We start from the raw sequence: 15,890 nt of genomic DNA, 5'->3' as shown, positions 1-15,890 counted from the left end.
CCCTGCGTCCACCCCTGCGACTGCCCGGCGAAGGGCCGGCGAACCCTCCGGGCGATGATCGGTACCGCGGGCGGGAGCGGAATCCCGTCGTGACGGGGAGACGGGCCCCCTTGCGGGGGGGGGCGGCACGAGGGGGCGTGGGCATGGGAGCGGTGGATGCTCTGGAGAAACTCGCACCGGTGGTGCTGGCCTTCGGGTGCGGGGTCGTCCTCGCGCGGCGGAAGGTGGTGCCGGCGGGGAGTTCCAAGGCGTTCGCGGATTACGCGTTCCTCTTCGCGGTGCCCTGCTTCCTCTTCGGGAACATCTACCGCAGCGATCTGGGCGCCCTGTTCGACGGGCGGGCCATCGGCGGGTACGCGGCCGCCGCGTGCGCGGCGGCCGTGCTGGTCGGGGTACTGGCCCGGGTCGCGGGAGTGCGCGATCCGCGCGGGGTGGCGCTGCGCGTCATGGCCGCCGTCCAGGTCAACACGGCGTACTTCGCCGTGCCGGTGTTCATCATGCTGTTCGGGAACGCGGCGCCGATCTTCCCGGTGCTGCTGTTCCAGGTCTGCGTGCTGTCCCTGATCGTCATCTCGGTCATGGAGCTGGGGCGGCCGGACCGGGCCGGGACCCCTGCGCGGCGGCTCGGAGCGGCCGTCGCCGCCTCGCTGGCGACCCCCGTCGTGGTCGCCTGCAACGCGGGCATCGTGCTCAACCTGCTGCCGGTCACGGTGCCCGGCGTCGTCCTGGACGGCTTCGCCTTCGTCGGGGACAGCGCCTCGCCCGTGGCGCTGTTCGCCCTCGGGCTGCACCTGGGCGGCAGCGGCCTGAAGGTACGGGGCACGACCCGGGAGGAGATCTGGATCATCGGCTTCAAGTGCGTGGCGCTGCCGCTGATCACTTACGTGGTGTGCCGTTTCGTCTTCGGGGTGGAGGGCGAGTGGCTGGGCTACCTCGTCCTGATCGCGGCGATGCCGGCGCCGCAGAATCTGTTCGTCTTCGCCCAGCGGTACGACGTCGGGGTCGACCTGTCGGCCTCCCTCGTCATCAAGAGCTCGGTCGTGGCGCTGCTGCTCCTCCCGCTGTGGGCGCAGCTGGCGGCCCGCCCGGCCTGAGCCGGTGGAGGGGGAGCCGGGGCGGGCCCGGTAGAGGGCGGGCGGCGGCGGGCATGAGGACGGGCGACGGTCGTACGAGCCCCGGAGTGCCCATGAGCCGCAGCACCGCCGACACCCCCGCTCCCCCGCCGGAGGAGCCCGGTGCGGCCGTCCCCGGCGCCGGTGCCGCCCCCGTGTCCCGGCGGGAGTTCGACGCCCTGTTCGAGGAGGTCCGTACGTGGGGCCGCTGGGAGGTGCCCGACCGGGGTGCCTGGAACGGGGTGACGGCGGACCACGTGCGCGCGGCCGCCGCGCTGGTCCGGTCGGGGACGGCGGTGCCGCTGGGGCGGCCCTGGGACACCGCCCCGGGGCCGGACAACGCGCGGCCCGCGCTGCACCACATGACCGACCTCGGCGACGTGGAGAGCCCGGAGCCGTCGGCCTACAAGGACTTCCTCGGCGCGGACTACCACGGCAAGGCGGTCAGCCACCTCGACGCGCTGTCGCACATCGGCTACCGGGGGCGGCTGTACGACGGCCGCCCGGCCCGCGAGGAGGTCGGCGCCGGGGGTGCCCGCTTCGGCTCGGTGGCGGCCCTCGGGCCGCTGGTCACCCGGGGCGTCCTGCTGGACCTGCCCGCCGTCCTGGGCGTGGAGTGGCTGGAACCGGGGCACGCGGTGCGGGCCCGGGACGTCCTCGCGGCGGAGGAGGCGCTCGGTGTGACGGTCGGGGACGGGGACGCGGTCCTGCTGCGCTCCGGGCGTTTCCGGCGCCGCCGCGAGCGCGGCGCCTGGGACCCCGGGACGGGCAGTGCCGGCTGGCACGTGGAGGCGCTGCCGCTGCTGGCCGGGCGTTCGGTCGCACTGCTGGGGGCCGACGGGGACAGCGACGTACGGCCCTCGCCGGTGGAGGGGCTGCACTCCCCCGTCCACACGCTCGCCATCACGGCGATGGGGGTGCCCCTCCTGGACAACCTCGACCTGGAGGCGCTCTCCGAGGCCTGCGCCGGGGCGGGCCGCTACGCGTTCATGCTCGTCGTGACCCCGCTGAACGTGCCGGGCGGGACGGGCTCCCCCGTCAATCCGGTCGCGGTGCTGTGAGCCCTCGCCCCGGGGCGTCTCCGCCCCCACGCCACTTGAAAACCGGAGGAATATACTCAAACCGGGCCATCGAGTCCGCTCCGGCGAGGGAATCCGGCGAGGGAATCCGGCGAGGGAAGTGGTGCACATGGGGGTCGTGGACGCCCGCATCGGCCCCGTGCGGTCCCGTGACCGGTTCCTGCACGGCGGGTCGGCCGAATCGGTTCTGCGGGACGTGCGCAGTCCGATCCTGAGTTCGTGGCAGCGCAGCGTGCTGCTGGGGCTGTCCCCGGACCAGACCGAGCTGCCGTTCACCCAGGACTTCGACGCGGAGGGCCCGGTCGTCCGCGCCGCCGCTCCCGTGCTCGACCGCCTGGAGTCGATCTTCGCGGGCAGCCGGATGAACATCTGCCTCGCCGACGGCAACGGCATCGTGCTCGAACGCCGATTCGGCGACAAGTCCCTCCCGGCCCGGCTGCCGGCGATCCAGACCCAGCCCGGCTTCGTCTTCTCCGAACGGGTCGCCGGCACGAACGGGATAGGCCTCACCCTCGCGGAACGCCGGCTCGTCCAGGTCAACGGCGCCGAGCACTTCGCCGAGCGGTCCCAGGCGAGCGCCTGCACCGCGGTACCGATCCGCGACCGGCTCAGCGGGCACATCGAGGGCGTGCTGTGCCTCGGCTACCCCTACACCGACGCCGACCCGGCGCTCGCCCCGGTGGTGCGCAAGGCCGCCGAGGCCATCGAACGGCGGCTGATGGAGCAGAGTACGGCGCGCGAACGCGGCCTGCTCCAGGCCTACCTGGACGCCGGCAACCGCGCCCGGGCCCACGGCGACAGCCTCGACGGGCACCCGGTCACCCTGGCCGAACTGCTCCTGAGCGAGCTGGAGCAGAGCGACCACACCACCCTCAAGGAGAAGGCCACCGAGCTGCTGTCCGGCGCCCGCCGGGCCGCCGCCGAGGTACGGCTGTCCCACGGGCGCCGGGTCACCCTCGTCAGCCGGCCCGTGACCAGCCCCGCCGGGGTGGAGGGGATCGTCGTCGAGGCGCTGCTGCCCGACGAGGAGGAGCACCACGCCCCCGCCCCGGCGCACGCTCACGCGCACGCCGCTCCGCCGCCCGCCGCGGTCCCGGCCGGGGCTCCCGTCCCCGCCGCCGGCGGCTCCGCCCGGGGATCGGTGCGGGGGCTGGTGCTGGTGGGCGAGCCCGAGGTGGGCAAGTACGCCGTCGCGGCGCGGCGGCGGCTGGAGCTGCTGGCCGAGGCGAGCACCCGCATCGGCACCACCCTGGACGTGGACCGCACCGCCTGGGAGCTGGCCGAGACGGCCGTCCCGCGACTGGCGGACTTCGTCACCGTCGACGTACCCGCATCCGTGCTGCGCGGCGAGGAGTCGGGCGAGCCGACCGGGGAACTGCACCGCACGGTGGTGCACGGCATCCGCGACGACTGCCCCTTCTACCCGGTCGGCGAGCGCATGGACCTGCGTCCGACCACCCCGCACATGCGGTGCCTGGCCACCGGGCAGCCGGTGCTGGAACCCGATCTGAAGGCCGCCTTCGGCTGGATCGCCCAGGACCCGGAGCACGCCGAGCTGCTCCTCGCCCACAACATCCACTCCCTGATCACCGTCCCCCTGCTCGCGCGGGGCGTCGTCCTCGGCGTCGCCGCCTTCTACCGTTCCCGCAACCCGGCCCCCTACGGCGACGACGACCGCTCGCTGGCCCAGGAACTCGCCGCCCGCGCGGCCCTGTGCATCGACAACGCCCGCCGCTACACCCGTGAGCACACCCTGGCCCTGAGCCTCCAGCGCAGCCTGCTCCCCCACGGCCTGCCCGAACAGAGCGCCGTCGAGGTCGCCCACCGCTACCTGCCCGCCGAGTCCGGAGTGGGCGGCGACTGGTTCGACGTCATCCCGCTCTCGGGGACCCGCGTCGCCCTCCTCGTCGGCGACGTCGTCGGCCACGGACTCCACGCGGCGGCGACCATGGGCCGGCTGCGCACCGCCGCCCGCAACTTCGCCGAGCTGGAACTGGCCCCCGACGAGCTGCTCACCCACCTGGACAACCTCATGGTCCGCCTGGACCGGGAGGAGGGCGGGGACGACCCCGCCCTCGGCAGCACCGCCATCGTCGGCGCCACCTGCCTGTACGCCGTCTACGACCCGACCACGCAGCACTGCACGATGGCCCGCGCCGGCCACCCGCCGCCCGCACTGGTCCTGCCCCACGGCACCGTGACCTTCCCCGACCTGCCCGCCGGCCCGCCGCTGGGCCTGGGCGGCCTGCCGTTCGAATCCGCCGAGGTCCACCTCCCCGAGGGCAGCCGGCTGATCCTCTACACCGACGGGCTCATCGAGGACCGCCACCGCGACATCGACGTGGCCCTCCAGGAGCTGCACCGCACCCTGACCTCCCACCCCGACCGCTCCCCCGAGGACACCTGCCGGGACGTCCTCGACGCCCTGGCCCCCGAGCACCCCGCCGACGACATCGCGCTCCTGGTCGCCCGCACCCACGCCACGCCCCCCGACCGGATCGCCACCTGGGAGCTGCCCGCCGATCCGGCCCGCGTCGGCGAGGTCCGCGCCGCCGCCACGGCCCAGCTCGCCCGGTGGGGGCTGGAGGAGTCCGCCTTCGCCACGGAGCTGCTGCTCAGCGAACTGGTCACGAACGGCATCCGGTACGGCGGCGAACCCATCCGGGTACGCCTCATCCACGACCGCACCCTGATCTGCGAGGTGTACGACGCCAGCAGCACCGCACCCCGCATGCGCCAGGCCGCCAACACCGACGAGGGCGGCCGGGGCCTGTTCCTCGTGGCGCAGCTCGCCCAGGCCTGGGGAACCCGCTACACCCCCGACGGGAAGGTCATATGGGCCGAATGCGCCCTCGACGCGGCGTGACCCGGTCCTGACGGCGAGGTCATCTAGAGTCGAGGAATGAGCCCACCTCCGCGCTCCGGTGGAGAACCTCCCGTCGGCGGAGAACCCCTCGCCGGCGCGCCACCGCTCGTCCGCGTGCGCGGGCTGCGCAAGTGCTTCGGCGGCACCCTTGCGCTGGACTCGGTCGACCTCGACCTGTACGGCGGCACGGTCCTCGCCCTGCTCGGGCCCAACGGCGCCGGGAAGTCCACCCTCATCAAGGTGCTCGCCGGGGTGCACCACGCGGACGCGGGCGAGGTGACGGTGGCCGGGCGGCCGCTCGGCTCGCACGGGGCCTCCCGGCACCTGTCCTTCATCCACCAGGACCTCGGGCTGGTCGAGTGGATGACGGTGGCCGAGAACGTCGCCCTGGGCACCGGCTACCCGCGCCGCGGCGGGCTCATCTCCTGGAGGCGGGCCCGGGAGACCTGCGAGGAGGCCCTGTCGACCGTGGCCGGGCACCTCGACCCCGGCGCCCCTGTCGCCGCTCTCGCCCCGGCCGAGCGCTCGCTGGTGGCCATCGCCCGCGCCCTCGCCACCCGGGCCGAGGTCATCGTGCTCGACGAGCCGACCGCCACCCTGCCCGCCGCCGACTGTGCCCGGCTGTTCGGCGTACTGCACGCCCTGCGCGACCGGGGGCACGGGATCCTCTACGTCAGCCACCGGCTGGACGAGGTGTACCGGGTCGCCGACGCCTTCGCCGTCCTGCGCGACGGCCGGCTGGTGGAGCACGGTCCGCTCGCCGGGTACGCGCCCGCCCGGCTGGTGCGCGCCGTCGTGGGGCACGAACCGGCCCGGCGCGCCCCCGCCGCCGCCCCGGCCTCCCCCGCCGCCGGAACGCCCCTGCTGCGCCTCGACGGGGCGCGGACCGCGCACGCCGGGCCGGTCTCGCTGGAGCTGCGCCCCGGGGAGATCCTCGGCATGGTCGGCCTGACCGGCGCCGGCCACCGTGAGCTGGGCCGCGCCCTGGCCGGGGTCCGGCGGGACCTCGGCGGGCGGGTGCTGCTCGGGGGCCGCCCGTACCGGCCGCGCACGGTCGCCGGCGCCCTCGGCGCGGGGGTCGGCTTCGTGGCCGGGGACCGTCAGGAGGAGGGCTGCGCCCCGGAGCTGACGGTACGGGAGAACTTCCTGGCGAACCCGCGTGCCGCCGGGGTGCCCGCGTGGCGCTGGACCCCGCCCCGGCGCGAGCGGGCCGAGGCGGCCGCGCTGATCGACCGGTTCTCCGTACGGCCCCGCGACAGCGAGGTGCCGATCGCCACCCTGTCCGGCGGCAACCAGCAGAAGGTCATGGTCGGGCGGTGGCTGAGCGGCGGGCTGCGGCTGCTGGTCCTGGAGGAGCCGACGGCCAGTGTGGACGTGGGAGCCAAGGCGGTGGTCCACCGGCTGCTGGACGAGGCCGCGGCCTCCGGGGTGGGGGTGCTGCTCGTCTCCACCGACTTCGAGGAGGTCGCGGACCTGTGCCACCGTGCCCTGGTCTTCGTCCGGGGGGCGGTGGGCGCCGAGCTCGCCGGGCGGGAGCTGACCGTGGCCGCCCTGACCCGGACCGCCTCGGCCCTGCCGGCCGTGACCGGAACCGCGACGGGCCCATGACCCCCTCACCGGAGCGGCTGCGGGGGCACCACATCGGCGGCTGCGGGCTGCCGGTGCTGGCCGCGCTGCTGTTCCTGGTGTTCTCCCTCGTCCTGCCGCAGACCTTCCCCACCCGCGACAACGTCTCCGCGATCCTCTCGAACCAGTCGATCCCGGCGGTCCTCGCGCTCGGCGCGACGATCCCGATCGCGACCGGCAGGTTCGACCTCTCCATCGGCTACGGGCTGGGCCTCGCGCACGTGATGGTGATGCGGCTCGTCGTGACCGAGGGCTGGCCGTGGCCGTGGGCCTGTCTCGTGGTGGTGTGCGGGGGCGCGGTGGCGGGTGCGCTGACCGGGGTGATCGTCGAGTTCGGACGGATCGACTCGTTCATCGCCACGCTCGGCACCGGCAGCATGATGTACGCCGTCACCGGCTGGATCACCGACGGCGCCCGGATCGTCCCCGGCCCGGAGGGGCTGCCGGCCTCCTTCACCGCCCTGTACGACGCGCGCTTCCTCGGGCTGCCGCTGCCGGCCTTCTACGTCGCCGCCGTCGCCGCCGTCCTGTGGGTCGTGCTGGAGCGGCTGCCGGCCGGCCGCTACCTGTACGTCATCGGCTCGAACCCGCGGGCCGCCGCCGCGATCGGCATCCCCACCCACGCCTACTGCGTGGCCGCCTTCGCCGCCTCGGGCCTGGTCACCGCCTTCGCCGGGGTGCTGCTCGCCGCCCAGCAGCAGACCGGCAATCCGAGCACCGGGCTGGACTACCTGCTCCCGGCGTTCGTCGGCGCCCTGCTCGGGGCCACCACGATCCGGCCCGGGCGGGCCAATGCCCTCGGCACCGTCGTGGCCGTCGCCGTGCTCGCCGTCGGGCTGGCCGGGATCGGCCAGCTCGGGGCCCAGTTCTGGGCCACCCCGCTGTTCAACGGCGGGACCCTGCTCATCGCCGTCGGCCTGGCCGGCTACACGGCCAGGCGCCGGCTGCGGGCCGGAGCGGCCGCGTCCGGGCGCCCGCCCGATCACGCTCCGGCCGCACCGGCACAGAACACCCCTTAGACCCGGCCCCGTCCGCGCGCCCGGGAACCCCGTACGCCCCCACGCCAGGAGCACCGTGCACCCGAAGCACCCCGAGTACCCGAAGCGGCCGAACCCGAGGAGGCCCCTCGCCACCGCGGCCCTGCTCGCGGCGGCCGCCGTGCTGCTGGCCGGCTGCGGGGGCGGCCCGGTGTCCGGTGGCGGCCCGGCGGGGGCCGGCTGTCCCGAGGCGCACGCGCGGGCCGAGGCGGCCGTGCGGCGGGCCGAGACCGCCGACGCCTCGTGGACCGGCCCGACCGGCGGCCCGGCGGCGGTGCCCGGCAAGAGCATCGTCTACGTCGCCCAGACCATGACCAACCCGGGGGTCGCGGGGGTCGCGAAGGGGGTCCGGGAGGCGGCGGAGGCCATCGGCTGGACGGTCCGGGTGATCGACGGGGACGGCACCCCGGCGGGCATCCAGGCCGCGCTCGGCCAGGCCGTCACCCTGAAGCCCTCGGGCATCGTGATCGGCGGCTTCGACCCCCGCCAGGCGGCGCAGCAGATGCGGCGGGCCCGGGACGCGGGCATCCCGGTCATCGGCTGGCACGCGGTGGACTCCCCCGGCCCCATCGAGGACCCGGCGCTCTTCACCAACGTCACCACCAAGGTGGAGGACGTGGCGCGGATCAGCGCGGACTGGATCATCTCCGGGTCCGGGGGTGACGCCGGGGTCGTCCTGTTCACGGACGACTCGATCCCCTTCGCCAGGAACAAGGCCGCCCTGATCAAACGGGAGCTGGCGAGCTGCCCCGGGGTGCGGCTCCTGTCGTACGAGAACATCCCGATCCCGGACGCGAGCAGCCGCACCCCGCAGGCGGTCTCCTCCCTGCTGTCCCGCTTCGGGAAGGACTGGACGCACTCGGTCGCCATCAACGACCTCTACTTCGCCGACGCGGCCCCGGCCCTGCGGGCGGCGGGCCGGCCGGGCGCGGGGCCGCCCCTGAACATCGGCGCGGGCGACGGCGACCCGTCGGCCTTCCAGCGCGTCAACAGCGGGCAGTTCCAGGCCGCCACCGTGCCCGAGCCGCTGTCCCAGCAGGGCTGGCAGATCGTCGACGAGTTCAACCGCGCCTTCGCCGGGCAGCCCGCCAGCGGCTACGTCGCCCCCGTCCACATCGCCACGGCGGGCAACAGCCGGGGCTCCTCCTCCTGGGACCCGCCCGGCTACCGGGAGGCGTACCGGAAGATCTGGCGGGTGTGAGCACCCTTCATGAGTGAACCTTCAACGACCTTGCTGCGTTGGTGAGTTGGCGGCTGCCCCATATGACCGGCGCCGTACGCGCGTGGCATGATCAACCTTCACGTTACCTACCAGTAACGACAGTTCCCCCCGATTTCGAAGGTCACACCCACGTGCGTACGCTCGCCAGACGCCTCCTGCTGCCCGGCCTGACCACCCTCGCGCTCGCCGCCTCCGGCTGCTCCTCCCCCGCCCCCACGGACGCCGCCGGTCCGGGCAGCCCGGCCGCCCTCCCCTCCGCCGCCGACGGCTCCCGGCGGCTGGACGTGGACGCCGCGCCGCAGGGGTCCTCCGCCCCCACCGCCGTCACCCGCACCCGCGGCGGCCAGGGCCCTGAGAAGGCCCCCCTGAAGGTCGCCTCCTACGACAAGGCGAGCGGACGCGCCGTCATATCCGCGGCCCCGCAGGGCGGCGACGCCCCTCCGAAGCGCTCCGCCGGCCCCTCCGCCGGACCCTCCTCGGGTTCCTCCGCCGCGCCCGCCAAGCCCGTCGCGGTGGGCGACGTCATCGCCAGCGCCCCCGCGCCCGGCGCCCCCGACGGCCTCCTCGCGAAGGTCACCGAGGTCGTCGGGAAGACCGACCGCGGCACCGAGGTGAAGACCGCCCCCGCGACACTGGCCGCCGCGCTCGGCGACGACAAGGCCGACGGCAAGGTCCCGGTCGACCCGGCGTCCGTGGTCGTCGAACCCCTGATGAAGGGCGTCACCTTCTCCTGGGCGAAGGGCCAGGGCGCGCACTTCGGCCCGGAGGGCGCCAAGCTGCCCCTGGGGAACCTGCGGCTCGACGTGGACGCCGCGGTCGACACCGCCGAGGACGCCCCCGCCTCGGCCGCGGCCTCGGTGTCCGGCTTCGTCCAGCTCGCCCCCCGGGTGGAGTTCTCCTACGACGGCTCCAAGGGCGGCGGTCACGGCCCGAGCACGGCCTTCCTCGGCATGAGCGGCGACTGGTCCTCCCAGTGGGCACTCAAGGGCCGCGCCGCCGCGAGCACGGGCGCGCCCAAGCGGATCCCGTTCGCGAAGCTGCGCGGCAACCCCGTCATCCAGGTCGGCCCGGTACCCGTCGTCGTCAATCTCGAACTGACCTGCTACGTCCAGGTGGAGGCCGACGGCCGGGTCACCCTCGACGTCCGGCAGGACGTGAAGGGCGACTTCCGCGTCGGCGGCGGCTACGCGACCGGCAAGGGCTGGACCCCGGTCAGCACCTCGGCCGTGCGCAGCACCCCGGTGAAGGCGACCGTCACCACCGCCGGGCGGGTCAGGGGCGCCCTCGGCGCCGAGGCCTCCGTCGGCCTGTACGGGGCCGTCGGCGTCACCGCCGACTTCGCCCCCTACCTGCGCGGCGAGGGCGACGCCACCGCGAGCGCGTCCACCGACGGCAAGACCTCTGCGAACGGCGCCTGGGCGCTGTACGGCGGCTTCGACCTGAACGGGCAGCTCCAGCTCCAGCTGGCCGTGTTCGGCACCCCGGTCGTCGAGCGCCGCATCCCGCTGGGCGCCCTGCACCGCGAGTGGCCCCTGGCGCGCGGCCGCGCCGGAAGGTGACGCGGACCGCCCGGCCGGGCTCCCCGGAGCCCGGTCAGGCGGTGGGGGTCCCGCCGGGCGGCGGGGGCAGCGGCGGCAGGGCCGGTTCGCGCAGCCAGGCCCGGAACAGGCCGTCGAGCGGCCCGGCGGCGTACCCGGCCGCGTGGGCGGTGAAGGCGGCGGTGGTCACCACGCCGTGCCGGTGCAGGGCCGCCCAGTCGCGCAGCATCCGGAAGAACGCCGCGTCGCCCAGGGCGCAGCGGACGGCGTGCACGGCGAGGCCGCCGCGCTGGTAGAGGCGGTCGTCGAACATCAGCTTGCGGCCCGGGTCGGCGAGCCTCAGGTCCTGCGGCAGCGCGGCCAGCAGCCGGTGCGCGGCGCTCGCGTGTACGTGCGCGGGACGGCCGCCGGAGCGCTCCGACCACAGCCATTCGGCGTACTTCGCGAAGCCCTCGTTGAGCCAGATGTGCCGCCAGTCGGCGATGCCCACGCTGTTGCCGAACCACTGGTGGGCCAGTTCGTGGGCGACGAGGCGCTCCGAGCCGCGCACACCGTCCACGTGGTTGGTCCCGAACAGGGAGAGGCCCTGGGCCTCCACCGGAACGTCCAGTTCCTCGTCGGCGACGACCACCGTGTACTCGCCGAACGGGTAGGGGCCGAAGAGCTCCTCGAAGAGCCGCATCATGGCCGGCTGGCGGGCGAAGTCGCGGGAGAACCGGGGCAGCAGGCGGTCGGGCACGTGGGCGCTCTGCGGCACCCCGCCGGGCCCCGGCTCTCCGTCGCCGAGCAGGACCGTCCGGTAGTGGCCGACGGCCAGGCCGACCAGGTAACTGGGGGTGGGCGCGGACTGCTCGTACACCCAGGTGGTGGTGCTGGCCCTGGTGGTCCGGGTGAGGAGGCGGCCGACGGCGGCCACCGTGTAGGGGGACGGGACGTTCAGGGAGATGTGGTAGCCGGCCTTGTCGGCGGGCCGGTCGTTGCACGGGTACCAGGAGGGCGCGCCGACGGGCTGGCTGGCCACCAGCGCCCCGTCGGTCAGCTCCTCCCAGCCGAGGCCGCCCCAAGGGCTGCGCACGGGCTTCGGGTTGCCCGCCCAGTGGACCTCGACGGTGAAGGCGGCGCCGGGGGGCAGCACTTTGGCCGGCCGGATCCGGAGCCGGCCGGCCCGGTGCGTGTGGTGCGGGGCCCGGCCGTCGACCAGGACGCGGCCGATCCGGAACGCGGCCAGGTTCAGATGGAACTCGGCGAGCGCGGCCGGGCCGGCGATGGCGCTGAGCCGCGCCGTGCCGGCCAGCCGGTTGGGGCCGGGCCGGTACTCCAGGGCGAGTTCGTAGCGGTGCACCCGGTAGCGGGGGTCGCCGTTGTCGGGGAAGTAGGGGTCCGCCGCCGCTGTCTGGCCACTCATCGCCGGTTCCGTTCCCCGCTCTGTGCCCGGGTCCGCTCAGGACCGCCACGCCTCGATCGGATTGCCCAGCCAGCGGGTGTCGGCGGGGACGGACTCCCCGGCCATCACGAGGGAGGCGGGACCCAGGGTGCTGCGCGCCCCGACCGTGCTCCCGGGCAGGACGATTCCGCCGGGGCCCAGGGTGGCGCCCTCGCGGAGGACCACAGTATCCGTCCGCAAGATCCGGTCGTGGAAGAGGTGCGTCTGCAACACGCAGCCACGGTTCACGCTGACCCCGTCGCCGAGGGTCACCAGGTCCGTCTCGGGCAGCCAGTGGCTCTCGCACCACACGCCCCGGCCGATCCGCGCCCCGAGGCCGCGCAGCCACAGCACCAGCAGCGGGGTGCCGGGGACGGATCCGGCGAGCCAGGGCACGGCCAGGACCTCCACGAAGGTGTCGGCCAGCTCGCCCCGCCATACGAAGCCGCTCCACAGCGGGTGTTCCGCGCGCCGGTGCCGGCCCACCAGCAGCCACTTCGCCGCGACGGTGACCGCGCAGGCGGCCGTCCCCGCGGTGAGCAGCACCGCTCCGGACAGCAGGGCGGCGCCCGGCAGCCCCACCCGGGAGCCGAGCGCGCAGAGCGCCGCCAGGGTGAGGACGGTGAGGGCGGCCGAGCAGAACACGGGGACGAGCCGGCACAGCTCCACCAGGCCGCGCGCCCACAGCAGCCGCGCGGGCGGGTCGTAGGTGCGGCTGCGGTCGGCGGCCGCCGCGGACCGCGGCAGCCTGACCGGTGGCAGGCCCAGGTACGAGCTGCCCTTCTTGGCCTTCTTCGGGGTGGCGGACAGCACGCCGACCAGCCCTCCGTCGGGCACGCTGCGGCCGGGCGCGGTCATCCCGGAGTTGCCGAGGAAGGCCCGGCGGCCGATCTCGGAGCGGCCGATCCGCATCCATCCGCCGCCGCGTTCGCAGGGGGCGGTGAGGGTGTCGTCGGCGAGGAACGCGCCGTCGCCGACGGTGGTGAGGCTGGGCAGGGCGAGGACGGTGGACACCTCGGCGCCCCGGCCGACGCGCATGCCGAGCAGCCGCAGCCACACCGGGGTGACCAGCCCGGCGTACAGCGGGAACAGCGCCCCGCGGGCCAGGTCCATCAGCTGGACGACCGCCCAGGCCTGCCAGCCGACGCGGCTGTGGGTGGGGTGGTTGCCGGTGCGCAGGCCGAGGCTGAGCAGGCGTACGGCGGCCAGCAGGAGCAGGGCGTACGCGAGGGCGAAGGCGAGCGCCCCGGGCACGACGGCGAGCAGCGCTCCGCGCAGGGCCGCGGCGGGTCCGGCTCCGGCGGGCACGAAGCGGCCGGCCACGAGGAGGGCGGGCAGGGCGGCGAGCAGGGGCAGGGCCGTCAGGCAGAAGCCGGTCGCCCCGTACATGGCCCGCCAGTGGAGGGCGCGCGGCGGGCGTTCCCCGGGCCAGTTGTGTTTGGCGCGGCCGATGCGGACGGCGGGGGCGCCGGCCCAGCGCTGGCCGCTCGGGACGTGTCCGGCGACGGCGGAGCCGGGTGCCACCTCGGCCCGCTTTCCGACGCGGGCGCCGGGGAAGAGCATGCTGCGGGTGCCGACGACGGCGCCCGCGCCGATGCGGACGGGGCCGATCTCCAGCCGGTCGCCGTCCAGCCAGTGCCCGCAGAGGTCGACCTCCGACTCCACGGCGCAGCCGCGGCCGAGCCGGAGCATGCCGGTGACCGGGGGCAGGGAGTGCAGGTCCACCTCGGGTCCGACGCGGGCGCCGAGGGCCCGGGCGTAGCGCTGGAGCCAGGGGCCCGTGAGGGAGGTGGCGCCGGAGCACTCGGCGAGCCGCTCGGCGGTCCACAGCCGCAGGTGCACGCTGCCGCCGCGCGGGTGGTGCCCGGGCCGGACCCCGCGCAGCAGGAGACGGGCGCCGCCGGCGGCGATGGCGAGGCGGCCGGGCGGGCTGAAGAGCAGGACCGCGCCGGCGGCGACGTACCACCAGGAGGCGGTCGGCGCCCACGAGTACGGTCCGAGCCGGTGCAGCAGGTTGCCCAGGGCCAGCAGGGCCACGGTCCAGCGCAGGCCGACGAGGGTGAAGAGCGGGAGCAGCAGGAGGCACTGGGCGGCCCTGGAGTGCGGCGGGACGGGGGTGACGGTGCGGGCCGCGCCGCCGTCGGTCACGGACCGCTCCAGCCGCCGGGCCAGTTTCCGCAGCGTCGGGTTCTGGTAGACGTCGAGGACGGCCACCGCGGGGTAGCGGGTGCGCAGCCGGGTGGTGAGCTGCGCGGCGGCGAGGCTGTTGCCGCCGGTGGCGAAGAAGTCGTCGCCGGGGCCGGTCACGGGCACGCCCAGGGTTTCGGCCCACTGTTCGGCGAGCCAGGCCTCGGTGCCGTGGAGGCGTTCGGCGGGACCGGTGGTCTCCAGCTCGGGCAGGGGCCACGGCAGGGCGTCGCGGTCGACCTTGCCGGAGGTGCGGGTGGGCAGGGCCTCGACGGGTGCGAGGAGGGGCACGAGGGGGGCGGGCAGGGCGGCGCGCAGCCGTGCGACGGCTTCGTCACGGTCCCAGCCGTCCTGGGTGACGAGGTAGCCGACGAGCAGCTGGTTGCCGCCGCGGGCGGTGCGTACGGCGGCGGCCGCGCCGGCGACCCCGGGCAGGGCCTGGAGGGCGGCGTCGACCTCGCCCAGTTCGATGCGCCGGCCGCCGAGCTTGACCTGCTCGTCGGCGCGGCCGAGGAAGACCAGCCCCTGCGGGTCGGCGCGGACGAGGTCGCCGCTGCGGTAGGCGCGCGGCCAGCCGAGGTATTCCAGCGGGGCGTACTTCTCGGCGTCCTTGGCGGGGTCGAGGTAGCGGGCGAGGCCGGCGCCGCCGATCACGAGCTGGCCGCTGCCGCCCATGGGGACGGGTTCGCCGGCCGCGTCGACCACGGCCAGTTCCCAGCCGGCGAGCGGCAGGCCGATCCTGACGGGCTCCTCGCCGGTGAGCAGGCAGGCGCAGGCGACGACGGTGGCCTCGGTGGGGCCGTAGGTGTTCCACACCTCGCGGCCCTCGGTGACCAGGCGGGCCGCGAGGTCGGGCGGGCAGGCCTCGCCGCCGAAGATCAGCAGGCGGACCTCGTCGAGGGCGGCGGGTTCCCAGAGCGCGGCCAGGGTCGGCACGGTGGAGACCACGGTGATCTCCTGTTCCACCAGCCAGGGGCCGAGGTCGGCGCCGCTGCGGACCCGGTGGCGGGGGACGGGGACGAGGCAGGCGCCGTGCCGCCATGCCAGCCACATCTCCTCGCAGGAGGCGTCGAAGGCGACGGAGAGGCCGGCCATGACCCGGTCCCCGGGGCCGATCGGCTCGTCGGCGAGGAACAGCGCGGCCTCGGCGTCGACGAAGGCGGCGGCGCTGCGGTGGCTGACGGCGACGCCCTTGGGGCGGCCGGTGGAGCCGGAGGTGAAGATGATCCAGGCGTCGTCCCCGGGGCCGGGCCGGGCGGCGGGCGCGGGGCCCGCGGGGCGGTCCCCGGTGAGGTCGATGCGGCGGCCGGGGCCCAGGACCGCGCGTACGCCGGCCTCGCCGAAGACCAGCCGGGCCCGTTCGTCGGGGTCCTCGGCGTCGACCGGGACGTAGGCGGCGCCCGCGGCGAGGACGGCGAGGACGGCCACGTACAGCTCGTTGGTCCCGGAGGGGACGCGTACGCCGACCCGGTCGCCGAGTCCCACTCCGGCGGCGGCGAGGGCGCGGCGGCGGCGTTCGACGCGGGCGGCCAGGGCCCGGTAGGTGAGCCGGGAGGTGCCGTCGTCCAGGGCTGGTTCGTCGGGGTGGGTCCGTACGGTGGCCTCGAAGACGTCGAGGAGGGTGCGGGCGGGGGCGGCGGGGCCGGCGGAGAACCGGGCGGTCTTGCCGGGGTCGGGGTCGTCCCGGGCGGGCCGGGGTGGCTCCCCTTCGGCGGGGACGGGCTCGTCGGGTGCGGCCCCGTCGGCCGTCAGAGTGAGGTCACCGTGTTCGGGTGTGGCTGCCATAGGCCCTCACGTCTC

General features: G+C 75.6%; 9 protein-coding genes. 7 read left to right on the top strand and 2 right to left on the bottom strand.

Annotated features, from left to right (window positions below; genetic code table 11):
* The first annotated feature begins 143 nt into the window (after positions 1 to 143).
* The 7 genes from AC069X_RS23035 (at position 144) to AC069X_RS23005 (ending at position 10,501) form a co-directional block, all read left to right on the top strand.
* Entirely contained in the window at positions 144 to 1,094 is a 951-nt protein-coding gene (locus AC069X_RS23035; protein ID WP_478730897.1) for an AEC family transporter, read from the top strand.
* 92 nt (positions 1,095 to 1,186) lie between these two features.
* On the top strand, positions 1,187 to 2,173 hold the full coding sequence (locus AC069X_RS23030) for a cyclase family protein (protein ID WP_478730895.1): 987 nt from the start codon (positions 1,187 to 1,189) through the stop codon (positions 2,171 to 2,173).
* A 127-nt stretch (positions 2,174 to 2,300) separates the two neighbouring features.
* Positions 2,301 to 5,057 carry an ATP-binding SpoIIE family protein phosphatase gene (locus AC069X_RS23025; protein ID WP_478730893.1) on the top strand — a complete coding sequence of 919 codons (2,757 nt, stop codon included), beginning with the start codon at positions 2,301 to 2,303 and terminating at the stop codon, positions 5,055 to 5,057.
* Between the two features lie 36 nt (positions 5,058 to 5,093).
* A complete protein-coding gene (locus AC069X_RS23020; protein ID WP_478730891.1) occupies positions 5,094 to 6,665 on the top strand; it encodes a sugar ABC transporter ATP-binding protein in 1,572 nt (523 codons plus the stop codon).
* Positions 6,662 to 7,702, top strand: a complete 1,041-nt coding sequence (locus AC069X_RS23015) for an ABC transporter permease (RefSeq protein ID WP_478730889.1) — start codon at positions 6,662 to 6,664, stop codon at positions 7,700 to 7,702. Before AC069X_RS23020 ends, AC069X_RS23015 begins: the two co-directional genes overlap by 4 nt.
* Before the next feature lie 121 nt (positions 7,703 to 7,823).
* Positions 7,824 to 8,921, top strand: coding sequence for a substrate-binding domain-containing protein (locus tag AC069X_RS23010; RefSeq protein WP_478731129.1), 1,098 nt, complete (start codon positions 7,824 to 7,826; stop codon positions 8,919 to 8,921).
* Positions 8,922 to 9,073: 152 nt separating this feature from the next.
* Positions 9,074 to 10,501 (top strand): hypothetical protein, encoded by a 1,428-nt coding sequence (locus tag AC069X_RS23005; protein ID WP_478730887.1) that lies wholly within the window; start codon positions 9,074 to 9,076, stop codon positions 10,499 to 10,501.
* A 34-nt stretch (positions 10,502 to 10,535) separates the two neighbouring features.
* Here the strand turns inward: AC069X_RS23005 and AC069X_RS23000 are convergent, their stop codons facing one another.
* Both AC069X_RS23000 and AC069X_RS22995 read right to left on the bottom strand, forming a co-directional pair.
* Positions 10,536 to 11,885 (bottom strand): M1 family metallopeptidase, encoded by a 1,350-nt coding sequence (locus tag AC069X_RS23000; protein ID WP_478730885.1) that lies wholly within the window; start codon positions 11,883 to 11,885, stop codon positions 10,536 to 10,538.
* A 36-nt stretch (positions 11,886 to 11,921) separates the two neighbouring features.
* Positions 11,922 to 15,875, bottom strand: coding sequence for a Pls/PosA family non-ribosomal peptide synthetase (locus AC069X_RS22995; protein WP_478730883.1), 3,954 nt, complete (start codon positions 15,873 to 15,875; stop codon positions 11,922 to 11,924).
* Positions 15,876 to 15,890: the final 15 nt, after the last annotated feature.

It is taken from the genome of Streptomyces sp. NPDC043896 (assembly GCF_056435605.1).
This window is presented reverse-complemented; position numbering and strand designations above follow the sequence as displayed.

What these genes read in the sequence shown, in the direction of transcription:
- AC069X_RS23035 (WP_478730897.1), top strand. Translation starts at nt 144, where the DNA reads ATGGGAGCGGTGGATGCTCTGGAGAAACTCGCACCGGTGGTGCTGGCC.
- AC069X_RS23030 (WP_478730895.1), top strand. Translation starts at nt 1,187, where the DNA reads ATGAGCCGCAGCACCGCCGACACCCCCGCTCCCCCGCCGGAGGAGCCC.
- AC069X_RS23025 (WP_478730893.1), top strand. Translation starts at nt 2,301, where the DNA reads ATGGGGGTCGTGGACGCCCGCATCGGCCCCGTGCGGTCCCGTGACCGG.
- AC069X_RS23020 (WP_478730891.1), top strand. Translation starts at nt 5,094, where the DNA reads ATGAGCCCACCTCCGCGCTCCGGTGGAGAACCTCCCGTCGGCGGAGAA.
- AC069X_RS23015 (WP_478730889.1), top strand. Translation starts at nt 6,662, where the DNA reads ATGACCCCCTCACCGGAGCGGCTGCGGGGGCACCACATCGGCGGCTGC.
- AC069X_RS23000 (WP_478730885.1), bottom strand. Translation starts at nt 11,885, where the DNA reads ATGAGTGGCCAGACAGCGGCGGCGGACCCCTACTTCCCCGACAACGGC.
- AC069X_RS22995 (WP_478730883.1), bottom strand. Translation starts at nt 15,875, where the DNA reads ATGGCAGCCACACCCGAACACGGTGACCTCACTCTGACGGCCGACGGG.